The organism is Peteryoungia rhizophila (assembly GCF_004912145.1).
In the GTDB taxonomy this organism is placed as follows: domain Bacteria; phylum Pseudomonadota; class Alphaproteobacteria; order Rhizobiales; family Rhizobiaceae; genus Allorhizobium; species Allorhizobium rhizophilum.
In genome coordinates this window covers 245,952-268,748 of sequence record NZ_STGT01000005.1, presented here as the reverse complement: position 1 = coordinate 268,748, position 22,797 = coordinate 245,952, and the positions used below count along the sequence as shown (strand labels likewise).

19 protein-coding genes are annotated in these 22,797 nt (G+C 61.9%); 5 read left to right on the top strand and 14 right to left on the bottom strand.

Annotated features, from left to right (window positions below; genetic code table 11):
- Nucleotides 1–5: 5 nt before the first annotated feature.
- The 5 genes from phnK to phnG are packed head-to-tail and all read right to left on the bottom strand — an operon-like array spanning nt 6 to nt 3,869.
- Nucleotides 6–782, bottom strand: a complete 777-nt coding sequence (phnK, locus tag E9677_RS20275; RefSeq protein WP_136559871.1) for a phosphonate C-P lyase system protein PhnK — start codon at nt 780–782, stop codon at nt 6–8.
- Complete coding sequence (locus E9677_RS20270; RefSeq protein ID WP_136559870.1) at nt 779–1,684, bottom strand: alpha-D-ribose 1-methylphosphonate 5-phosphate C-P-lyase PhnJ; 906 nt, start codon at nt 1,682–1,684, stop codon at nt 779–781. Before E9677_RS20270 ends, phnK begins: the two co-directional genes overlap by 4 nt.
- On the bottom strand, nt 1,681–2,787 hold the full coding sequence (locus E9677_RS20265; protein ID WP_136559869.1) for a carbon-phosphorus lyase complex subunit PhnI: 1,107 nt from the start codon (nt 2,785–2,787) through the stop codon (nt 1,681–1,683). The genes E9677_RS20270 and E9677_RS20265 overlap by 4 nt, the downstream gene beginning before the upstream one ends.
- A gap of 3 nt (nt 2,788–2,790) precedes the next feature.
- On the bottom strand, nt 2,791–3,399 hold the full coding sequence (gene phnH, locus E9677_RS20260) for a phosphonate C-P lyase system protein PhnH (protein ID WP_136559868.1): 609 nt from the start codon (nt 3,397–3,399) through the stop codon (nt 2,791–2,793).
- Nucleotides 3,399–3,869: a phosphonate C-P lyase system protein PhnG gene (gene phnG / locus E9677_RS20255; RefSeq protein ID WP_136559867.1), complete on the bottom strand. Its 471-nt coding sequence runs from the start codon at nt 3,867–3,869 to the stop codon at nt 3,399–3,401. The genes phnH and phnG overlap by 1 nt, the downstream gene beginning before the upstream one ends.
- Nucleotides 3,870–3,971: 102 nt before the next feature.
- Between phnG and phnF the strand changes: the two genes are divergently transcribed.
- Entirely contained in the window at nt 3,972–4,691 is a 720-nt protein-coding gene (gene phnF, locus E9677_RS20250; protein WP_136559866.1) for a phosphonate metabolism transcriptional regulator PhnF, read from the top strand.
- 38 nt (nt 4,692–4,729) lie between these two features.
- On the opposite strand, the gene E9677_RS20245 is transcribed toward phnF, so the two are convergent.
- Nucleotides 4,730–8,977 (bottom strand): hypothetical protein, encoded by a 4,248-nt coding sequence (locus E9677_RS20245; protein ID WP_136559865.1) that lies wholly within the window; start codon nt 8,975–8,977, stop codon nt 4,730–4,732.
- A 403-nt stretch (nt 8,978–9,380) separates the two neighbouring features.
- On the opposite strand from E9677_RS20245, the gene E9677_RS20240 reads away from it, so the two are divergent.
- Nucleotides 9,381–12,086, top strand: a complete 2,706-nt coding sequence (locus E9677_RS20240) for an HAD-IC family P-type ATPase (RefSeq protein WP_136559864.1) — start codon at nt 9,381–9,383, stop codon at nt 12,084–12,086.
- 15 nt (nt 12,087–12,101) lie between these two features.
- On the opposite strand, the gene E9677_RS20235 is transcribed toward E9677_RS20240, so the two are convergent.
- Nucleotides 12,102–12,791, bottom strand: coding sequence for a GntR family transcriptional regulator (locus E9677_RS20235; RefSeq protein ID WP_136559863.1), 690 nt, complete (start codon nt 12,789–12,791; stop codon nt 12,102–12,104).
- 157 nt (nt 12,792–12,948) lie between these two features.
- Between E9677_RS20235 and E9677_RS20230 the strand changes: the two genes are divergently transcribed.
- Nucleotides 12,949–13,635: a type 1 glutamine amidotransferase gene (locus tag E9677_RS20230; protein WP_136559862.1), complete on the top strand. Its 687-nt coding sequence runs from the start codon at nt 12,949–12,951 to the stop codon at nt 13,633–13,635.
- A 6-nt stretch (nt 13,636–13,641) separates the two neighbouring features.
- Here the strand turns inward: E9677_RS20230 and E9677_RS20225 are convergent, their stop codons facing one another.
- Nucleotides 13,642–14,553 carry a LysR family transcriptional regulator gene (locus tag E9677_RS20225; protein WP_136559861.1) on the bottom strand — a complete coding sequence of 304 codons (912 nt, stop codon included), beginning with the start codon at nt 14,551–14,553 and terminating at the stop codon, nt 13,642–13,644.
- 123 nt (nt 14,554–14,676) lie between these two features.
- Between E9677_RS20225 and E9677_RS20220 the strand changes: the two genes are divergently transcribed.
- Nucleotides 14,677–15,609: a ring-cleaving dioxygenase gene (locus E9677_RS20220; RefSeq protein WP_136559860.1), complete on the top strand. Its 933-nt coding sequence runs from the start codon at nt 14,677–14,679 to the stop codon at nt 15,607–15,609.
- 61 nt (nt 15,610–15,670) lie between these two features.
- Nucleotides 15,671–16,279: an alpha/beta hydrolase gene (locus tag E9677_RS20215; protein WP_136559859.1), complete on the top strand. Its 609-nt coding sequence runs from the start codon at nt 15,671–15,673 to the stop codon at nt 16,277–16,279.
- Nucleotides 16,280–16,343: 64 nt separating this feature from the next.
- Here E9677_RS20215 and E9677_RS20210 read toward each other — a convergent pair whose 3' ends face one another.
- The 6 genes from E9677_RS20210 to E9677_RS20185 form a co-directional block, all read right to left on the bottom strand.
- Complete coding sequence (locus tag E9677_RS20210; protein WP_136559858.1) at nt 16,344–17,360, bottom strand: zinc-binding alcohol dehydrogenase family protein; 1,017 nt, start codon at nt 17,358–17,360, stop codon at nt 16,344–16,346.
- An 80-nt stretch (nt 17,361–17,440) separates the two neighbouring features.
- Nucleotides 17,441–18,412 (bottom strand): ABC transporter permease, encoded by a 972-nt coding sequence (locus E9677_RS20205; protein WP_136559857.1) that lies wholly within the window; start codon nt 18,410–18,412, stop codon nt 17,441–17,443.
- A gap of 50 nt (nt 18,413–18,462) precedes the next feature.
- Nucleotides 18,463–20,016, bottom strand: a complete 1,554-nt coding sequence (locus E9677_RS20200) for a sugar ABC transporter ATP-binding protein (protein WP_136559856.1) — start codon at nt 20,014–20,016, stop codon at nt 18,463–18,465.
- Nucleotides 20,017–20,116: 100 nt separating this feature from the next.
- A complete protein-coding gene (locus E9677_RS20195; protein ID WP_136559855.1) occupies nt 20,117–21,103 on the bottom strand; it encodes an ABC transporter substrate-binding protein in 987 nt (328 codons plus the stop codon).
- A 190-nt stretch (nt 21,104–21,293) separates the two neighbouring features.
- A complete protein-coding gene (locus E9677_RS20190) occupies nt 21,294–21,740 on the bottom strand; it encodes an RbsD/FucU family protein (protein WP_136559854.1) in 447 nt (148 codons plus the stop codon).
- A 9-nt stretch (nt 21,741–21,749) separates the two neighbouring features.
- The gene (locus E9677_RS20185) at nt 21,750–22,769 is read right to left on the bottom strand and encodes an aldo/keto reductase (RefSeq protein WP_136559853.1); all 1,020 of its coding nucleotides are present in this window, start codon (nt 22,767–22,769) and stop codon (nt 21,750–21,752) included.
- Nucleotides 22,770–22,797: the final 28 nt, after the last annotated feature.

Here is a 22,797-nt window from a genome sequence, read left to right as displayed (position 1 = left end):
CTCCGTCAGACCTGCAGGATCGAGGATACGAGCAGCTGCGTATAGGGTTCGCGGGGGTCGTCGAGGACGCGGTCGGTCAGGCCGTGTTCGATCACGTTGCCGTCTTTCATAACCATCATGCGGTGCGACAGAAGGCGCGCCACGGCGAGGTCATGGGTGACGACGATGGCGGAAAGCCCGAGATCGTTGACGAGGCCGCGGACGAGATCGAGCAAGCGCGCCTGAACCGAGACGTCGAGGCCGCCGGTCGGCTCATCCATGAAGACGAGGCGGGGGCCGGTCACGAGATTGCGGGCGATCTGCAGGCGCTGGCGCATGCCGCCGGAGAAGTCGCGCGGCTGGTCGTCCATGCGGTCGGTGGAGATTTCGACCCGCTCCAGCCATTCGCTCGCCGTCTGGCGGATCTTTCCATAATGCCGGTCACCGATCGCCATCAGACGTTCGCCGACATTTGCGCCGGCCGAGACCGTCATGCGCAGTCCGTCGGCCGGGTTCTGGTGCACGAAGCCCCAGTCGGTACGCATCAGGAAGCGACGCTCGGCTTCACCCATGTGGTAAAGCTCGCGGTATTGGCCGTCGCGCATGTGGTAATCGACGCTGCCGGTCGTCGGCATCAGCCGGGTCGACAGGCAGCTCAGAAGCGTCGTCTTGCCCGAGCCGCTTTCGCCGACGATGGCGAGCACTTCGCCCGGCCAGAGATCGAAGGAAACGTTCGAGCAGCCGATGCGGTTGCCGTAGAACTTGGAGAGGTTACGAACTTTCAGAAGCGGCTGGTCGCTCATTCGGCGGCCTCCTTGGCGAGCTTTGGGTTCTGGGCGAGCATTTCGCCGACATGGCCCTCGGCCTCGCGCGTCTCGCAGTGGTCGGTATCGGAGCAGACGAACATCCGGCCGCCCTTGTCGTCGAGCACGACCTCGTCGAGATAGACGTTGTGGGCGCCGCAGAGCGCGCAGGGCTTGTCGAAGGTCTGGATCTCGAAGGGGTGGTCCTCGAAGTCGAGGCTGACGACTTCAGTGAACGGCGGGACCGCATAGATGCGCTTTTCGCGACCGGCACCGAAAAGCTGGAGGGCCTCCGACATGTGCATCTTCGGATTGTCGAACTTCGGCGTCGGCGAGGGGTCCATGACGTAGCGGCCCTCGACCTTGACCGGGTAGGCATAGGTCGTTGCGATACGGCCGTGCCTGGCGATGTCCTCGTAGAGCTTCACATGCATGAGGCCGTATTCTTCCAGCGCATGCATCTTGCGCGTCTCGGTCTCGCGCGGCTCGAGGAAACGCAGGGGTTCGGGGATCGGCACCTGGTAGACCAGGACTTGACCCTCTTTCAGCTTTTCTTCCGGAATGCGGTGGCGGGTCTGGATGATCGTCGCGTCGCTCGTCTTTGTCGTCACCGCGACCTCAGCGACCTTCTGGAAGAAGGCGCGGATCGAGACGGCGTTGGTCGTGTCGTCGGCGCCCTGGTCGATGACCTTCAGCGTGTCGTCGCGTCCGATGATCGAAGCAGTGACCTGAACGCCGCCAGTGCCCCAGCCGTAGGGCATCGGCATTTCACGGCTGGCAAATGGCACCTGGTATCCGGGAATGGCGATCGCCTTCAGGATCGCGCGACGGATCATGCGTTTGGTCTGTTCGTCGAGATAGGCGAAATTGTAAGTGGCGAGTTCGGTTGCCAGCGCGGTCATTCTGCGGCCTCCTTCAGGTCGGTCTGTTCGGTGCGGCTCGCCTCGTGCTTGGCCCGCATCCGACGCACGAGATCCAGTTCGGCCTGGAAGTCGACGTAGTGCGGCAGCTTGAGATGCTCGACGAAGCCGGTCGCCTGCACGTTGTCGCAATGGGAGATGACGAATTCCTCGTCCTGGGCGGGTGCCACGACGTCCTCGCCGAATTCCTGGGTCCGCAGCGCCCGGTCGACGAGCGACATGGACATGGCCTTGCGTTCACTCTGGCCGAAGACGAGGCCATAGCCGCGGGTGAACTGCGGCGGAGCCTTGGCCGAACCCTTGAACTGGTTGACCATCTGGCATTCGGTGACGCGGATCTCGCCGAGCGAGACAGCAAAGCCGAGTTCCGGCACGTCGAATTCGATCTCCACGAGGCCCATGCGGATCTCGCCGACGAAGGGATGAGAGCGGCCATAACCGCGCTGAGTCGAATAGCCGAGCGCCAGTAGGAAACCTTCGTCGCCGCGGGCCAGTGCCTGCAGGCGCAGATCCCGGGGCATGGGAAATTCCATCGGCTCGCGGGTGATGTCGCCGGCAATGTGATCTTCCGGCATCTCGCCGTCCGGCTCGATCAGGCCTTCACCGTCGAGAATGTCGGATACACGCATGACATGGTCCAGACCTTCTTCGCGTTGGTCGCCCGTTTCCACGGCGTCGTCGGCGAGCAGCGAGGGGTCGAGCAGGCGGTGTGTGTAGTCGAAGGTGGGGCCGAGCAGCTGGCCACCGGGCAGGTCCTTGTAGGTTGCCGAGACACGGCGTTCGACGTGCATCTTCCCCGTCTCGATTGGGCGTGAGGTGCCGAAGCGCGGTAGCGTGGTGCGGTAGGCACGGAGCAGAAAAATCGCCTCGATCATGTCGCCGCGCGCCTGTTTGAGCGCGAGCGCGGCCAGAGCGCAGTCGTAAAGCGAGGCCTCGGCCATGACGCGATCAACGGCCAGGCCCAGCTGAGCGACGATCTGGTCGATGGTGACCGACGGCAGCGCCCGGTCTCCACGCCGGCGATCGGCGAGCAGTTTATGTGCATTGGCGATGGCCTTTTCGCCACCCTTGACGGCAACATACATGGCTCAGGCCTCCATCTCACGGATCTTGGTGGTGCGCGGAAGAGCGACGAAGCGGCGACCGGAGGTCATGATGACATCGACCCCGCGTGGGAAGATCCCGCGATTGTCGCTCCATTGCCGAAGGAAGGTCTCCGGCAGGCCCTTGGGTGTGATGGTGGCGGTGTCGCGAATGCCTGGGCCCGCCAGTTGCAGCGGCTGGCCGCCTTCGAGCGCCGGTACCTCGACCACCAGCGTCGTGGAGCGGTCCGGATATTCCTGGGTTCCCAATGCAAACTGTGTCAGCGAAGGCACCGGCGCCCCGACTTCGACAAAGGCAAACTTGGCTTCAGACTTGTCGCCGGTCATGCTCGCGCCTGTGTGGAAACCGATCCAGCCAGGCAGAGCGGATTTTGACAGGCCCGGCGTTAACCAGATCGGGGTGTCGTGGTCGCAAAGCGTCAGGAGCAACGCACCGGCCGCAATGCCAAGCGGTGCCGGCGGAGCGACCGGTACGTCGACCAGGCCAATGGTACCGGGTCGAGCCATGGCATCCATGACACTGCGGAATACTTGCTGCGCATGCGTCACGGCGTCCGGGAAGCCGCCTTCCAGGCTTTCTGTGTGTTCAAGCATCAGTCTTCTCCGCGGACCATGGTGAAGAAATCGACCTTCGTGGCCGCCGTTTCGGCTTCGAGTCGTTCGGCTTCCTGTGCAAGGCGTGCTTCGAGCGGCGCGAAGAGGGCGGGCTCCAGAGCCGCCCGGACCGATTCGTCTTGCGCCACGGCGTCGAGCACAGCCGAGAGACTCGCTGCCTTGCGATCGGTGCCGAGACGATAGCCATAGCCGATGCGCCCGTCGGCGAGCCGAATACTGGCTCGGCTCACGGTTGCTTCGCCGAGATTGAACGGAGCGCCGCCGCCGCCGATGCGACCTTTGACCATCACGAGTCCGGTTTCCGGACCGCGGAGCGGGGTGAAGGCTGGTGTGGGCTCGATCGTCGCAAGGGCATCTTGAAGTTCGGCAAGTGTTGCCCTGCCAAGCAGATCGACGATCCGCTTTCGATCGGTTTGTGCACCGGATTGAATTTCGTTGGCTGTGTGCATTGTCAGTCCTCTAAATGTCTAGTAATATAGACAACCATACAAGTTACTTTAGGAGTAACCGCTGGTCGTGACAAGCTTGTGACAGGGAGCCCAATTCCGGTGATGCAAAGACAGAAGGGCGTTGCCCTGTGGCGCCAGATTTCCGACAGGATTCGCGCCAATATTCTGGCAGGTCTTTATGACGGAACGGGTATGGTACCGGCGGAAACCGCGCTTGCGCAGGAGTTCGGGGTCAACCGGCACACGGTACGCGCGGCGCTTGCAGCCCTTCAGCAGGAGGGCATCGTGCGCGCTGCACAGGGGCGCGGCACGATGATTACCCAGCGCGACAAGTTCGATTTCCCGATCGGTCGGCGTACGCGCTTCACGGAAGGCATCGGCGAGCAGGCGCGTGACCTCAAGGCCATCCTTCTTTCGTCCTCGCGCGAAGTAGCCACCTCGGAACTGATCGGGCGTCTGCAATTGGCGCAGGGTGACGAGGTCTTGAGACTGGACGGTGTCCGAAAGGCGGATGGGCGGGCTGTCTCGCGCTCCACCATGTGGTTTCCGGCCGAGCGTTTCGCAGGGATCGACAAAGCCTTTGCCGAGACGGGTTCGATTACCCGTGCCCTGTCGGCCTGCGGTGTCGATGACTATCTCAGAGACGTGACGGAGATTTCAGCCGTTCATGCGGAGCCTGATGATGTCGCGCATCTGGAGCTGACGCCTGGGGCGATCGTGCTCGTCACGCGGGCTTTGAACACCGATGCACAAGGGCGCCCGATCCAGTTCGCGGTCACCCGCTTTCCGGCGGACCGCGTTCAGTTCACGATTCGAAACTGAGATGAGGCCGGCCGCTGGCCGACCTCATGACTACGGCATCAGACGGCCTGATAGGCCGCCAGCACCGCCGCGATCTGTTCAGGGCTCAGATTGTTGGACTGCGTGGTGCTTATCGCCTGGAGCTGGGCCGGCGTCATGTTTGATATCTGGCTCACGGTCAGGCCGGGAAGCGCTTGCTCGCTGATGGCTGCGATGTCTTCAGCCGAGAAGGTTCTGAAGTTGGTGGCGCCGAGGGCCGTCAACTGCGCCGAATTCAGACCGGCCACCTGTGCGGGCGTCAAGGCTTCCGCCTGGTCTGCCGAGAAGGCGCTCACCTGTGACACCGTCAAGCCACCGATTGCCTTGGGATCCATGGACGCGATCTGGGTGGTCGACATCCAGTTCAGCTTGTCGGTTCCGAGCGTGGCAAGCTGGATGGCGTTCATGGAGCCGACCTGTGCCGTCGTCAGTGCCCCGACCTGATCCTGGGTCATCGCCCGAAGCTGATGATAGGTGAGACCCGCGACCTGCCCCGTGGTCAGGGCGGCGATCTGTTCAGGCTGCAGGGTTGCAAAGACTGCCGGTGCCAGGCCGCCAATGGCGCCCGGCGACAATGCCGCGATGTCTGCAGAGGACAGAGTTTCGAGCGCGGTCGGGCTGAAGGCGGCCAGCTGGGTTGCACTCAGCGCGCCGAACTGAGCCGAGGTCATCGCGTCGAGCTGACTTGCGGTCAGCGTGGCGATCTGCGCAGTGCTCAGGCCGGGAATGGCCTTCGGGGAGATTGCCGCAATCTGCGTGGCCGATAGGGCCGAGATGGTTCCGGCCGAAAGAGACGCGAGCTGGGTTGCCGTCAGGGCACCAATCTGTGTTGCGGTCATGACGCCGAGTTGGTCCGGCCTCAATGCGTTCAACTGATCGAAGGTCAAGGCGCCGACCTGTGCTGCCGTCAGGACGCCAATCTGTTCCTGGCTCAGGCCGGCAATGTTGGCGGCCGACAAGCCCGAGATCGCTGATGGTGCAATTGCGGCGAGCTCGGCATTGGAGAGCGTCGCCAGCTGTGTGGACGAGAGCGCGCCGATCTGCGACGCGGTCAGCGCGGCGATTTGCGTTTGGCTGAAGCTGTCGATCTGTGTCGTCGACATGGAAGCGATCTGTGTGGTCGTCAGGCCCGGGATCGCCTTTGCGTTCAGCGCGGCAATCTTCTCGCTCGTGAGGGTGGCCAAGCTGTCGTTGGACAATGCGGCGACTTGGTTTGCACTCAAGGCGCCGATCTGTGTCGTCGAGAGGAGGGTCACCTGTTGCGGTGTGAGGGCGCCGATCTGTGTCGGTGTCAGCGACGCGATCTGGCTGGCCGTCAATGCGCTGATCTGGTCGGCTCCCAGTGCGGCAATCTGCTGGGTTGTCATGCCGCCAATCCCGGTTGCGCTCAGAGCTGCGAGTTTCGCTGTCGGCAGGTTGGCAAGCTGCGTCGGTGTCAGGGCGGCGACCTGTGAGGCGGTCAATGCGCCCATCTGTGCAGTCGTCAACGCTTCGATCTGGTTGGTCGACAAGGCGCCGATCTGGTTCGTCGAAAGTGCTGAAATCGCGGACGCACTCAGTGCGGCGATCTGCTCCGGCGACATCGCCCCGAGGGCAGCCGTCGTCAGCGCCGCTGCCTGGGTCGCGCCAAATCCGGCCACCTGCTTTGCGCTCAACACATCGACCTGGGTCGGCGTCAGGGCAGCCACCTGTTCTGCGCTCATCGCGCCGAGCTGAGCGGGCGTCAAGGCAGCGACTTGATCGAGGTTCAGGGCGGCGATGGTTTCGGCATCGAGACTGCCGAATGCGCTGGTGTTAATCGCGGCAATCTCGGTCGGCAGGAAGGCGAGGATATCGGACTTGCGCATTGCGCCGAGTTGGGCGGCAGTCAGACCGGAGATCTGGGTCGCAGTCATGGCATCGATCTGATCGGAAGACATGGCGGCGATCTGATCAGTGCTCAGGGCTGAAATGGTGCGCGCCGAAAGACCTGCGATCTGCTCACGCGACAGAGACGCAATGTTGCTCGGAGAAAGCGAAGCGATCTGGGCAGCCGTGACGGCCTGCAGCTGGCTTGCGCTCAGGGAGGCGAGCTGGGTCGGCGTGAAGGCGACGACCTGTTCGTTCTTCATGGCGGCGATCTGCGCGGTCGTCAGTCTGGCGATCTGTTCGAGGCTCAGGCTGTCGATCTTGTCAGCGGAAATGGACGAAATGGCACTCGTCGAGATCGCCGCAATCTCGGCCGGGAGCAAAGCTGTCAGCTGCGCTTCGGACAGGGCTCCGATCTGTGGGCCATTCATTCTTGCGATCTGCGCGGCGGTGAGCCCGTCGATCTGACTGTCTTCGAGAGCCGTGATTTGATCCGTCGTCAGACCGGTGATCGAGGCTGGCGAAAGCGCTGCGATTTGAGACGGCGACCAAGCCTTGACCGCGCTCACTGAAAGCGCGGAAATCTGCGCTGCCGTCAGGGCTGCGATTTGGCCATTCGACATCGCTTCCGTCTGGAAGGCTGTCAGCCCGGAAATTTGCTCGGCCTTCAGGGCCTTGATCTGGGTGGTCGTGAGCGCGGCGATCTGTTCCGGCCCCAGCGCTGCCATGCGTTCTGCCGTCAGGCCAGTAATTGCCTTCGTGCTGATCGCAGCGATCTTCGCCGGGCTCATGGCGTCGATCAATTCGGCCGGCATGGCTTTGATCTGTGCAGCGCTCAGGGCTCCGATCTGTGAGGTGCTCAGTCCATCCAGCTGATCCATCGACATTGCGCCGATCTGGTCAGCCGTGAGGCCCGCGATGGCACGGACGCTGAGAGCTGCGATCTGCTCGCCCGAGAAGCTGGCGATCGCTTCGACCGGCATGGCGACAATCTGGTTGCCGGTCAGGCCACGGATCTGTGTCGGCGTAAACCCTGCGATCTGGTCGGGGGTGAAGGCAGCCACCTGCGTGGCCTTCAGCGCCGATATCTGCGTGGTCGACATGGCCGCGACTTGGCTGAGGCTCAGCGACGAGATCTGGGAGGAAGTCAGCCCCGTGACCGCCGGGGAACTGAAGGCACCGATCTGGGCGGGCGAAAGGCCAGCAATCTGGGTCGTCGAGAGGCTTGCCACCTGTGTTGCCGTCATGGCGGCGATCTGGGATGTGCTGAGGCTCTTCACCTGATCAACGCTCATCGCAGCGAGTTGCTCGGCATTCAGGCCAGCAACCGTCTTCGGGGTGAGTGCCGCGATTTGAGTCGTCGTGAAACCAGCGACCGTCGCCGGCGGCAGTGCCGTGATCTGGGTCGCGCTCAGGGCCCTGATCTGTGTCGCAGTCAGGGCTGACAGCTGATCTTCACTGAAGGCCGACATCTGTGTGCGCGTCAACGCCGAGATCTGTGCGCCCGTCAGGCTCGCGATCTGCGTCGACGACAAGGCCGCGACCTGGTCTGTGGAAAGGCCCGAAATGGCGCGCGGATTGATGGCCGTGAGCTGGCTGGTCGAGAAGCTTGCGACCTGTTCGATGCTCAATGCCACCAGCTGCCGCGATGTGAGCGCGGCCATTTGGGCTGTCGTCATCGCGCCGACCTTCTCGTCTCCGAGGGAGGCGATCTGGGTCGTGCTCAGCCCGACAACTGCGCGGGCGCTGATCGCGGTGAATTGCGTCGTGGAAAGTGCTCCGAGCTGATCGGTCGTCAGAGCGGCAACCTGGGTTGCGCTCAGCGCCGCAATCTGCGGGTTCGAGAAAGCTCCGACTTGCGCAGGCGTCAGTGCTGCAATCTGGGTGGGGCTTAAAGCGGCGATCTGCGTCGGCTTCAGTGCTGCAATCTGGGTAGTCGAGAGCCCGGCAAGCCTTTCCGGCGACTGGCCCCTCAGAGCGGCCGTGTTGATCGCGGCGATGTCCTCAGCGGAGAAGGTTGCGAGGTCTTCGGCACTGAAGGCGCTCAATTGGGTCGCGGTCAACCGTGCGATCTGCGCGGGCGTCAGTGCTTCCGACTGCTCAGTGTTGAGACCTCCGAGCTGGGTCGCCGACATGGCTGCGACCTGCGTGGCAACCAAACTGGAAACGTCCTCTGTCGAAAGCGCTGTGATCTGGTCCAAAGTCAGACCCGTGATGGAGCGAGGGGCGATTGCCTTGATCTGGGACGTCGACAGACCAGCCACCGCATCCGTCTGCAATGAGGAGATCTGTGACGACGTCAGCGCGTTGACCTGCGAGCTCGAAAGCTGGCTCACCTCGTCGTCCGACCAGGAACTGACCGTCGAATTGGGGAGTGCCCGGATCTGGGCAGGGCTGAGCAGGGAAATGGGCGACGTCATGTCTATCGGCCTCTTGGGTTCAAACGAATTTGCTCAAAAATGTTTCACCGGTTGCCATCCATCCGATCGAGGCGACGCGTTTCGATCTTCTCAGTGTCTTCCGGCACAAGCTCTCGCCTGGCAGGTCGAGAGAACCCGCCCGGCATGATCCGGTTTTAGCCGCCAAGGCTTGCCTGAGCCTGTGCTTCCACATCTCCCGGTTGGTTCGTGATGAAGGTTTGGGGAGGCCGGCACACGCGGCGGCGCAGAGGAAAATTGTCATAGATCAAGGCAGGGTGCCCATCGGATCGACATGGTCGCTTTGATCTGCAGCCATACGGTGTAGATTGCCGCAGGTGTTTCGGGCCTGTTCTTCCCCATTACCGGATTGAGAAATCTCGGTTGAGCGCAGAGAGTCCCAGATATGACAGACAATCCCGACGAAATGGCAGTGCATGCCTTGCCGCAGGAGGAAGCCCTTCGGCGTGTCGGTTCAAGTAGCACCGGGATCGAAACACAGGAGGCAGAGCGCAGACTTGCGACCTATGGACCGAACCGTCTGGTTGCGGCACCGAGGCGTGGCGCATTGGTTCGCTTCCTTGCGCAGTTTCACAACGTATTGATTTATGTGCTCATCGCCTCAGCCATTGTGACGGCGTTCCTGCAGCACTGGATCGACACTGGCGTTATCGTTGCGGTCGTGCTTGGCAATTCCATCGTCGGTTTCCTGCAAGAGGGGCGCGCCGAGGATGCGATGAATGCGATTCGGGGGATGCTGGCGCCGCGTGCCGCCGTGTTGCGGGACGGCCGTCGGACATCTGTCGATGCTTCGGACCTCGTGCCGGGCGATGTCGTCCTGATCGAGGCAGGTGATCGCGTGCCGGCGGATGTGAGATTGCTGGAGGCGCGTAGCCTCAAGCTCGAAGAGGCCGCCCTGACCGGCGAATCCGTTCCGGTCGACAAGTCGGCCGACCCGGTTGCAATTGACGCCGCGCTCGGTGATCGCAGTTGCATGCTCTATAGCGGAACCCTCGTTGCGGCCGGCACCGGACGGGGCGTTGTGGTCGCAACGGGCATGGTGACAGAAATCGGCAAGATCAGCGGTATGCTGGACAGGGTCGAAACGCTGTCGACGCCACTCGTGCAACAGATGGATGTTTTCGCCCGCTGGCTGACGCTCTTCATCCTCATCATTGCGGCACTGCTGCTCGCCTACGGACTGGTGGTAGAGGAACTGCCCTTTGTCGAACTCTTCATGATCATCGTCGGGCTTTCCGTTGCTGCAATTCCTGAGGGCCTGCCCGCTGTGATGACAATCACGCTCGCCGTCGGGGTGCAGGCAATGGCGCGCCGAAAAGCGATCGTGCGCCGTCTGCCGGCAATCGAAACGCTCGGCTCTGTTTCGGTGATCTGCACGGACAAGACCGGTACGCTCACCCGGAACGAAATGGTCGTGGCTGATCTGGTTGCCTCGCGCCATGTCTATTCGGTCGATGGAGAGGGATATTCACCAGAGGGCGCCATCCGGTGGAACGATGCGGATGCGGATCCGACTGAACATGCCGTGCTCGCCGAGTTCGCCCGCGCTGCCGGCTTATGCAACGATGCCGTGCTGCATTCGGCCGATGGGGCATGGCGGGTGGAAGGCGACCCGATGGAGGGTGCGTTGATGGCCCTCGCGGGCAAGATCACGGGCGATGGTGGGGATCCCTTCACTGCAGGCTGGACGCGAATCGATGCCATCCCTTTCGATGCGGCACATCGCTACATGGCCGTGCTTCATCTGGACGGCGATGGTCGGAGGCATGTGCATGTGAAAGGAGCGCCAGAGGCCGTTCTCGCGCTCTGCGCAGCCCAGCGCATGCCGGACGGAGAAACAGCCGTTCTCGACATGCCCTATTGGGAGCAAATGGTTGAAAGGCTCGCAGCCGAGGGACAACGCGTGCTCGCTGTGGCTGTCGGCGTTCCACCCAACGGCGAACAGCAACTGATGCAGGACCACCTTTCCGGCTCACTGACGCTGATCGGCCTCGTCGGGCTGATCGATCCGCCGCGACCCGAGGCGATCGCTGCCGTCGCGGATTGCCACCTGGCCGGTATCCGCGTGAAAATGATCACGGGCGACCATGCGGCGACGGCCCGCGCCATTGCCGCCATGATCGGATTGAAGAATTGCGAGCGAGTGCTCACAGGCGCCGACATCGACCGCCTGGACGACGCTACGCTTTCGCTTGCCGCAAGCGAGACCGATATCTTTGCCCGGACCTCGCCGGCACACAAGCTGCGGCTCGTCACTGCGCTTCAATCACAAGGGCTGACGGTCGCGATGACCGGTGACGGCGTCAACGATGCTCCGGCGCTCAAACGTGCCGATGCCGGGATCGCCATGGGGGTCAAAGGCAGTGAAGCGGCCAAGGAGGCTGCCGATCTCGTTCTGGCGGATGACAATTTCGCTTCGATTGCCGCTGCCGTGCGGGAGGGCAGAACCGTCTATGACAACATCAAGAAGGTTATCAGCTGGACCTTGCCGACCAATGCCGGGGAAGCCGCCACGATCATAATCGCGCTTTTCGTAGGCCTTGCTCTGCCGGTGACCGCTGTTCAGATCCTGTGGATCAATCTCGTCACGGCAATCACGCTCGGCCTCGCGCTTGCCTTCGAGCCCTCAGAGGAGGGAACGATGCGGCGGCCACCGCGCCGGCGCGACGAGCCGTTGCTGACGGCCGAGCTCATCTGGCATGTCTGCCTCGTCTCGCTTCTTTTTGCTGCTGCAGTCTTCGGCATTTTCTTCTATGCCTTGGACAAAGGGCACTCGATCGAGCTTGCCCGGACGATGGCGATGAACACGCTCGTCGTCATGGAAATTTTCCACGTCTTCTTCATCCGCAACATTTACGGCACGTCACTCACCTGGCGTGCCGTACGGGGCACGAAAGTCGTATGGATCTGCGTGATCTCGGTGACCATTGCCCAGTTTGCCGTGACCTATCTACCCTTCATGCGGTCGTTGTTCGGTACCGAGAGCGTTCCGCTGTTCGAAGGGGTCCTGATCTTCGCGATCGGCTGGGTCTTCTTTGCCTTGGTCGAAATCGAAAAGCAGATGCGCCTGACATTGCGCAAGCGTGGTTGACGCAACTTCGTTCGGTCAGTTCGCGGAAGGGGGCGGAGATGCCGCTCCATTGCCCAGGAAGTGCCGTCCGAGATGACCGACGCCATCCTGGATGTCTGCCTCGATCGCCGCGGAGAGCGCCTCAGGATCTCTCTCGCGGATCGCATCCAATGCTTCGGCATGGCGGTCGATGCGGTAGCTTTCCTCGAGTTTCGCCGTCGCAAGCCGCATGAACGGGCCGAGACGTAACCAGACGGACTCCATGAGGTCGAGCAGGACACCACTCGCACCTGGCTCGTACAGGGTGCGGTGGAAAAGGAAATTGAGCTCTGTCGAGCGCAGCAGATCGTCGGCGGCGTAGGCCTCATCAATCTGCGAATCGATCTCCTGCAGATGCTCCAACCGCGCGGTGTCGATATGGGGCAGGGCGCGGATTGCCGCGAGCGTTTCAAGTGCCGTACGGGCGGCAATGATTTCCTCGAACTTCGAGAGTGTCATTTCCGGAACGCGGACGCGGCGGTTGTCGAGATATTCCAGCGCACCATCGGCGACGAGGCGATGCAGGGCCTCGCGCACGGGCATGGCGCTGACACCCAAGTCGTCCGCGACGCCATTTATGGTGATCGGAAGTCCTGGGGCGACAGCGCCCGACATGACACGCGCGCGCAGCGTGCGGTACACTCGTTGCTTCAGCGATTCCTCCACTTTGCGTTCTTCGCTTGCCATGGGTGGACCTGATACTCCTGGCCTTGTCGTGTGCCCAAACCGTCGTCATTTTTTGGTTTGGGCGTATACCCTCTTGAAATTTGATCAAACTAACATTTGGTATAGTGTGACGGAGTGCAAGAGGCGAAACTCTCTTTGCCATGTGCAGGAACATCTCATGACCACCAAGACCATCGGCATCCTTGTGACAGGCCATTCGCCGACCGAACTGACGGATGAGTACGGCAACTATGCCGACATGTTCGCCGCACTGCTCGGCAAGTTCGACTTTGCCTTCAAGCGCTATTTTGTGGTCGATGGTGAGTTTCCTGACAGCCCGACCGAAGTCGATGGCTGGCTGCTCACAGGGTCGAAGTTCGGCGTCTATGAGGAGCATGACTGGATCCGCCGGCTCGAAGATTTCATTCGCCAGGTGCATGCGGCCAAGGTGCCCATGGTCGGCATTTGTTTCGGCCATCAGGTGATGGCAAAGGCGCTCGGTGGCGAAGTGGAGAAGTTCAAGGGTGGCTGGTCGGCCGGTCCGGTTCGTTACAAGCGGTCCGACACGGGTGAGGAACAGGTTCTGCTCGCCTGGCATCAGGACCAGGTGATCCGCGTGCCCGAGGGCGCAGAGGTTGTCGGAAAGACGGATGCCTGCGAAAATGCGGTCATCCGCTATGGTGACTGGGGCTTGTCCTACCAGCCGCATCCGGAATTCTCGCCGAGCTTCTTCGAGGGGCTGGCCGAGGCTCGCAAGGCCGCCATTCCCGAGACACTCTTCGAACAAGTGAAAAAGGTTGAAGTGCCGATTGCGACCGACAAGATCGCGCAGGAGATCGGCGAGTTTTTGGGGCGCGAGCGCTGAAGCCTGTCAGGATGGCTGTCCGCCGTCCCAGCTTTCCTTGACGAAGGCTTCGAAGAAATCCGAGAAGGTCGCGACTCTCAGTGGCAGTTGCGCGTAGGGCGGGTAGTAGAGCGTCAGCCAGATCTCTGGTGTCGTCCATCCCGGCAAGACCTCGACAAGGGTGCCTGCGCGCAACTCGTCCTCCACGATGAAGCGCGGTAGCAAGGCAATCCCCTCGCCGGCGACGGCCAATCGGCAGAGGAAATCACCATTGTTGATCGAGAAGCGGCCCCTGGCATCGACGGTTCGTGTCTGCCCGGGCCTGCTCAGCTCCCAGGTCTCCGTTTTCGACTGGTCGTGGTAGCTCAGACATTCGAGTGTCGCGAGGTCCTCGGGCAGCTTCGGTGTACCGTTCTGCGCGAGGAATGATGGCGAGGCCACCAGAAGGCGGGCCACGGGACGAATCTTGCGCCAGATCGTCGATTTGTCCGTCGGCGGCCCCGAAATCCGGATCGCAAGGTCGTAGTTTTCTTCTACAATATCGACGAAGCGGTCGGACAACTCAATTGCGACACTCGTCCTCGGGTGGATGATCGAAAACTGTGACAACACGGTCGGAAGCACCTTCATGCCGAGCGACATCGGCGCGGATACGCGGATGGATCCGGCCGTCACCTTCTGCAGGTCGCGTGTTTCCTCCGTCGCCCGGGCGAGGCCTTCGACGAGCGGCGCGACGCGCGCAGCATATGCGGCGCCGGCCGAGGTCAGCGAAACTTTTCGCGTGGTGCGCAGCAGAAGCTGGACGCCGAGTTGTTCCTCGAGTGCTGATATCGTTCGGGTGACCGAAGCGGGTGTCATGCCGAGCAGGCGCGCCGCCGCGCTGAAGCTGCTTTGGTCTGCGACTGTGAGGAACGTACGGATCGCTTCGACTTCGCCCATCTGATTGTTGCCCCGGATGAAATAATATCTACGATATTATCGCTATTCTCATGTGGAAAGCCATGGCCCATATTCCGTCCAACAGAACAAGACCGGCGCGAGTGCCGGGAAAGGATCAGAGCCATGCTTACCCAGATCAAAGGCCTGCATCACGTTACCTCGATGGCCGCGGATGCCCAGGAAAACAACGATTTCTTCACGAAGACCCTCGGCCTTCGCCGGGTCAAGAAGACCGTCAACTTCGATGCTCCCGATGTCTATCACCTCTACTACGGCGACGAAGTCGGCAATGCCGGCTCGGTCATGACCTATTTCCCCTTTGCTAATATGGGCAAGGGTGGTCGCGGTGCCGGTGAAGTGTCGGAGACCGTCTTCTCCGTGCCGAAGGGCACGCTCGGCTTCTGGCAGGAGCGTCTTTCGAAGGAAGGCGTGAAGGAGCTTGGCTCCTATTCGCTCTTCGGTGAAGATCGCCTGCGTTTTGCCGGCCCTGATGGCGACGGCTTTGCCCTCGCCGAGGTTGATGGCGACAGCCGCGTGCCCTTCGCTGGTGGCCCGGTTGGCGTTTCAGAAGGGGTTCACGGCTTCCGCGGCGTGACCATGCGACTGCGCGACGAAGGCGCGACCGGCGAACTCCTGAAGTTCATGGGCTACCAGCCGGTCGACAGCCAAGGCGATTTCGTTCGCTATGCAGTCACCGGCGGCAATGGTGCCGACTACATCGATCTCGAAGTTCTGCCGGGTGCGTCGCGTGCCCAGCAGGGAGCTGGATCGGTCCACCACGTCGCCTTTGCAGTGGAAGACCGTGCGGCCCAACTCGAAGTTCGCAAGGCGCTGCTCGACACGGGTTACCAGGTGACACCTGTCATCGACCGTGACTACTTCTGGGCGATCTATTTCCGCACGCCGGGTGGCGTGCTGTTCGAGATCGCCACGAACGAGCCGGGCTTCAACCGCGACGAAGATACGGCCCATCTCGGCGAGGCGCTGAAGCTGCCGACCCGCTACCAGCAGTATCGCTCGCAGATCGAAGCGCAACTGCCCCCGATCCAGGACTAATCGCACAGAGGGGACGATGCCTGAACCTGAAGGCGTCGTCGCTCCTGCGGAGGAAACCATCATGGCAATTAATAGCTACATCCATCACTACCAGGCGCCGCAGGGTGCCGCCCCGCTGGTCTTCACCTTTCATGGCACCGGCGGCGACGAACATCAATTTCCGGGGCTGGTAAACCGCATCCTGCCGCAGGCCGGGATCGTGTCGCCGCGCGGTGACGTATCGGAATACGGAGCGGCCCGCTTCTTCAAGCGCACCGGCGAAGGTGTCTATGACATGGCCGATCTCGCCCAGAGGACGGCCCAGATGGCGGCCTTTATCCGTGCCCACAAGGAGAAGAACCCGGATCGACCGATCTACGGGCTCGGTTACTCGAATGGTGCCAACATCATGGCTTCGGTCTTGTTCGAGGCGCCTGATCTCTTCGACCGCGTCATCCTCATGCATCCGCTGATCCCGTTCGATCCGCCGGCGCAGCCGGGGCTTTCGGATGTTGCGGTGCTCGTGACTGCCGGACAGCGGGATCCAATCTGCCCGCTGCCGCTGACCGAGCGGCTGACGGCTTATTTCGAGGGGCAAGGCGCTCAGGTCGAGACGTTTCTGCACCAAGGCGGCCACGAGGTTTCGCAAGGCGAGGTCGATGCGATCGCCGCCTTCCTGCAGAAGGCCTGACATCACGCACACGAAACACAAAAGGCCCGCAGACAAGCTGCGGGCCTTTTTTGCGTCTCGGCTATCAGCCGATCTGGATGAGTGCCTTGATCAGATCGGATTTCTCGCGCGCCCAGCGCGGCAGATCCGTGGCAAGATCTGCCAGGGTCGTGCGATGCGTGATCAGCTGGTCGATCGGCACGAGGCCATCCGCGATCGATTTGCGGACATGATCGAAGTCGACGCGGGTCGCGTTGCGGCTGCCGATCAACATCATCTCGCGCTTGTGGAATTCGGGGTCAGAGAAGGTGATGTCCTCCTTGACCACGCTGACCAGCACCAGGCTTCCACCATGAGCAACGAAGCGGAAGGCGCGTTCCATCGAGGGGCGATAGCCGGTGGCATCGAAGACGACGTCGAAGCCGTCTCCCCCGGTCAAGTCCGCGACCGCAGACTCGAGGCTGTCGTCGGCCAGCAGACCTGAAATGAAGCCGAGGCGATCCGCTGCCATTGCCAGCCGTTCCTGGCTGGTGTCGAGCAGGGTTACCGCGTGACCAGCGATGCGGGCGAAGATCGCCGTGCCAAGCCCGATCGGACCTGCGCCAATCACCAGTGCTCTCGATCCCTTCGGGGCCATGGAGCGACGAACGGCATGGGCGCCGATGGCCAGAAATTCGACGGTGGCTGCGGCTTCCGGTGAAAGGTCGTCGGCGGAATAAAGGTTGATGGCAGGGACCGTAATCTCCTCGCACATTGCGCCATCTGTGTGCACACCGAGCACGCGAATATTCGTGCAGCAGTTGGGCTTGTCCTTGCGGCAGGCGATGCAGGTGCCGCAGGCGATATAGGGATTGACGATCACCTTCGTGCCGGCGCCCAAGTCGACGCCTTCACCGGCCTCGACGACGGTCGCCGAGATCTCGTGGCCCATCACACGCGGATATTCGAGGAAGGGGTGCTTGCCTTCGAAGATATGATAGTCCGTCCCGCAGATCCCGACATGGCTGATCGCGATGCGGGCTTCGCCTGTTTTTGGACGCGGCGCCGGATCGCGATCGACGATCTCGAGACGGCCCGGTTCGACACACAATGCGGCCTTCATGCTAATTCCTTTCGGCTGCCCGGCAAGGTTTGACGAAAAAAAAGGGGATGCCATTCGCGGCACCCCCACCTTGGGAAAAATCAGCGGCTGCCGCGGCGGCGAAGCTGGTCGAAATAGACAATCAGGATGATCAGGGCGCCGGTGATGATGCGCTGCCAGAAGGAGTTGACGTTCATCAGGTTGGCGCCGTTGTTGATCGTCGCCAGAATGAAGGCGCCGAGCAGCGGGCCCTGGACCGAGCCGACGGCGCCGAAGAGGCTGGTGCCGCCGATGACCGAGGAGGCAATCGCCTGCAGTTCCCAGCCTTCGGCCTGGGTGGCATTGCCAATCCCGATGCGCGAGGCAAGCAGGATGCCGACGAAGGCCGCACAAGTCGAGGACAGGATATAGGCCATGTAGATCGTGCGGTTTACGTTAACGCCGGAGAGGCGCGCCGCTTCGCTATTCGAGCCGACCGCAAAGAGATAGCGGCCCCAGCGGCTCAGATGCAGGAAGACATAGGCCGGGACGGCGACCACGATGACCATCCAGAAGAGGCTGGGTACCCCGAGAAAATCTGCGCGGGCGAAGTTGGTGAAGGCCTCGTTGGAGATCGAAATAGTCGAACCATTGGTGATCAGGAGGCCAATGCCGCGCAGCGACGTCAGGGTTGCGAGCGTGATGATGAAGGCCGGAAGACCCATGCGGACGATGCCAAAGGCGTGGAAGCTGCCGATCGCCACGCCCATCAGGAGGGTGAGGATGATCGCAAGCCAGACCGGCAGGCCGGCCGCCAGCAGCCAGGCCAGAATAACGCTGGCAAAACCAACCACCGCGCCGACCGAGAGATCGATGCCGGCGGTGATGATGACGAAGGTCTGACCGACGGCGAGGATCGCTGTCATCGAACCCTGGCGCAGCAGATTGCTGATGTTGTTGGGCGACCAGAAACTGTTGGTGGCAAAGCCGAGAAGCAGCCAGAGGAAGAGCAGAAGCCCAAGCAGAGTGAGGCTGAAGAGGATGCTCATACCCCTCTTCGGCGCGACCTTGGTCTCGGTGGTGTCTATGCTCATCTTTGTCCTCCCAGTCGTCTTTTCATATCGTTGTTTTCAGGGATCTCGTCTCAGACGCCGATCGCCTCAGTCAGCACGTCCTCGTGCGATGCGCCCCTGTAGTCATGGCTCGCGACCAGCCTGCCCTGACGAAAAACATGCAGGCGATCCGCCAGCTCATAGACTTCCGGCAGGTAGGACGAGATCAGGATGATGCCGGCGCCCTGTTTCAGGAGTTCTGCGAAGAGGCGATAGATCTCGGCCTTGGTGCCGACATCGACGCCGACGGTCGGTTCGTCGAAGATGAAGAGGCGTGCACCATGGCTCAGCCACTTGCCGATCACGATTTTCTGCTGATTGCCGCCCGACATGGCCGAAGCGAGCACGGCGCGGGTCGGGGTCTTGATCTTCAGGTCGTTGATCTGCTTGTCGGCATTGCCGGCTTCCAGTTTGGGACTGATGGTGAGGCCCCGGCTCAGGCGTCCGAAGACCGGCAGGTTGATGTTGAGGCCGATCGGGAGGTTCAGGCAGAGGCCCTGGTCTCGACGGCTTTCGGGGGCGAGTGCGATGCCGAGGTCCATGGCCTTGCGCTCGGTATCGATGACGACCTTCTTGCCGTCCCAGAAGACTTCGCCTGCTGTCAGTTTGTGACGGCCGTAGAGGCCGAGCGCAAATTCGCTGCGCCCGGCGCCGATCAGGCCATAGAGGCCGACGATCTCGCCCGAGCGGACCGAAAGCGAAACATCCGAAAACCCCGGACCGGAAAGACCCTTCGCTTCAAGGATGGTGGCACCGATCGGCAGCTTTTCCTTGTGGTAGATCTGCTCGATCGATCGATTGATCATCAGCGAGATGAGTTCGGCGTCATTGGTCTCGCCAATCAGGCGGGTGCCGACATGGGTGCCATCGCGCAGGACCGAGACGCGGTCGGCGAGCTCGAAGACCTCTTCCATGCGGTGGCTGATATAGACGATGGTGACGCCTTCCGACTGCAGGCGGCGGATGAGGCGGAAGAGCTGGGCGGATTCCTGGCGGGTCAGGTAGGCCGTCGGTTCGTCGAAGATTATAAAACGGATACCGCGCATCGCGGCTTTGGCGGTGGCGATCAGCTGCTGTTGACCGATCGTCAGGTTGCCGAGGATTTCGCCGGCGGGAAGGTTGAAGCCGAGGTCGTCGAGGACGTTCTGCGCGGCCGTCGTCATGGCGCGCTGGCGCATGATGCCGCCCGACGACATCTCGTCGCCGAGGAACATGTTGGCGGCGACCGAGAGATGCGAGCAGAGAACGACTTCCTGGTGTACGGCATTGATGCCGCGCTGAATCGCCTCGTTCGGGGTGGCGAGCGCGACCGGCTTGCCGCACCAGCGGATCTCGCCCGATGTGCGCGGAATGACGCCGGTCAGGAGCTTGATGAGGGTGGATTTGCCAGCACCGTTTTCGCCGACGATGGCGTGGATTTCACCGGCTAGGAAACTCACGGTCGCGGGCTTCAGTGCTTCGACGGCTCCATACTTCTTCTGCAGGCCAACGAGTTCGAGGATCGGCGTTCCCGGCGGGATGCGATCGGTCTCCAGAAGTTCCGGCGCGTCGTCGTGCCGGTGGCTCACATCGTGCAGCGAAGTCATGTCATTCCTCCCATAAAGCAGGGAAACCGGCCGACGCCTCCCGCGTCTGCCATTTCCGTTTCGGCACGCGCGACGGATGCCGCGCGTGCCGAAATTTCGATCAGTTGACCTTCGGGTTCAGAAGGGCATCCATCTTCGGCTCAGCCATGTTGGCCTGGGTCACCAGGTTTGCGCCGGTGTCGACGAAGGTCTCGACCTTCTCGCCCTTGGAGACGGCAAGCGCGGTCTTCACGCCATCATAGCCCATGCGGTACGGATCCTGGACGACGAGGCCGGCGAGAACGCCTTCCTTGAGGAAGCCGACGGTCTTTTCATCCGAGTCGAAGCCGATGACCTTGATCTTGTCACCGAGCTTGTTTTCGGCAATCGCCTGGCCGACGCCCTGCGCCATGATCAGGTTCGAGGCGAAGACACCAACGATGTTCGGGTTGGCAGTGATCAGGTCGGTCATCATGTTGAGGCCGGTCGTGGCCTGACCATCGGCAAAACGGTCGACGACCACGGTGATGCCCGGATACTTCGTCTTCATCTGGTCGAGGAAACCTTCGCGGCGCTGGTCGAGCGAACCGACGCCTGGAAGGCTGGTGATGATGGCGACTTCGCCTTCTTCCTTGCCGGTCGCTGCCTTGATGGCGGCTGCCAAGCCGTCAGCTGCGATGCGGCCGCCCTGGACGTTGTCCGTGGTCAAGAACGATGTGAAGGCCTGGGAATCCGCGCCGGAGTCGATGCCGATGATCGGAACCGCCTTGGCTGCTTCATCGATCGGCTTGCCGAGGGCCTTGAACTCGGTCGGCGAGATCACGACTGCGGCCGGGCTTCCAGCGACGGCGTTTTCCAGGATGCTGATCTGGCCGTTGATGTCAGATTCCGACTGAGCGCCGAGTTCCGGCACGCTGACGCCGAGGTCCTTGCCGGCCTGACGGGCGCCGGCGAGCACGATCTGCCAGTAGAAGGACGTGGTGTCCTTGACGATGATCGGAATGGTCACGTCCTGGGCAAAGGACGCGGCCGGCATCATCGACGTCATCATTGCAGCGCCAGCGATCCCCATCAGGGCGCGGCGCGTCATGCTCTTCAGAATTGTCATTGTGGTTCTCCTCTCAACGCGTCCTGTTCCTCCGGTGAGATCGACCTGCAGAACGCAACCGGGTCGATCTTTATCGATAAAAAACATTTTATCGAGGCACGCTACTCCAGCATTCTGGAGAATGCAAGCGGGCAAAATGAGCGCCTCCGAACTCGTTTTTGCCTTGAAATCCAGGGCTTCCCGGGGCTCCTCAGACCCGGTGAACCTCTTCCGGATAGACGACGCCCTTCTTCAGGATGACGTTGCCGTAGATCCGCAATTCCGTGGTGGCTACGATGTAGGCCGCCGTCTGGGCGCGTTCGTAAAAGGCGAAGCGCTCGAGGCTTTCGAGCTGGAAGTCGCCGGCCAGTTTGGTGATCACCGCCTGGAATTCGGCGCAGATTTCCGGGACCGCATGCGGGTCACCGACGACCTGCATGCGCCAGGCCGCATCCTCGACAAACTGGTCGAGCGGCATGTGGGCGAGGATGGCCTCGAGGATCTCGACGGCACCAACGCCGTCTGCCCGGATGACCGGGGGACCCATGGTCGAGGCCGGGAAATTGCCGTCGGCAATGACGATCTCGTCGCCGTGTCCCATCGTGGCGATGGCGTGCAGCAGGTCAGGTCCGAGCAGAGGATGGATGCCTTTCAGCATGTTCAGCTCCTATTCCCGGACAGCCGCATCGCCGAGCGGCGGTGCAACGAGTGTGTGCGCCTCGAAGGGTGCGAAGGCGGAGGCCGGCAGTTCTTCTGTCGTCAGCGCCATGTTGCGATGAAGGCTTTCCGGCTTTGCCGTACCGATGATGACGGAGGCGACTGCCGGATGGTGCAACGGGAACTGCATTGCGAACTGGGCGAGCGGCTTGCCGGCCTGCTTCGCCAAGTCTTCCATCGCGCGCACCTTTCCGAGCACTTCGTCGGTTGCGGGGGTGTAGTCGAAATGCCCGCCCGGAACGGCGCCCGTCGCCAGGATGCCGGAGTTGAAGACGCCGCCAGCGGTGATCGAGGTGCCGCGCTTCTCGCAGAGCGGCAGCAATTCCTCGACGGCGGAGCGATCGAGCAGCGAATAGCGGCCGGCCATCAGGATGACGTCGATGTCGATATCGGCCATCATCTCCAGGCATGCCGGGACTTCATTGACGCCGAGACCGAAGGCCTTGATGGCGCCAGAGGATTTCAGCTGATCGAGCGCCTTGTAGCCGCCATCGCGCAGCTGCTTCACATAGCGATCGTTGACCTCGCGGCCGTGTGTGTAGACGCCGATGTCGTGGACATAGAGGATGTCGATGCGATTGAGGCCGAGGCGCGCGTAGCTAAAATCGACCGAACGCATGATGCCGTCATAGCTGTAGTCGTAGACCAGCTTGAAGGGCAGAGGATCGACGAAGCCGACATTCGGGATCTGGTCTTTCGGTACGGGTGCGAGCAGACGGCCGACCTTGGTCGAGAGCACATAGCTGCCTTCCGGCTTGTCGCGCAGGAAGTCGCCGACATAACGCTCGGCCTGGCCAAAGCCGTAATGCGGGGCCGTATCGAAATAGCGGATGCCGTGATCCCAGGCGGCCTGCAGAGTTGCAACGCCGACATCACGCGGGCAGGGGCGGTAGAGGCCGCCAAGCGGGGCGGTGCCGAAGGAGTATTCGGTCACTTCGAGGGCGGTCTTGCCGATGCGTCTCGTCTTCATGCTGATATCCGGATCCCAGTTGTCGAGG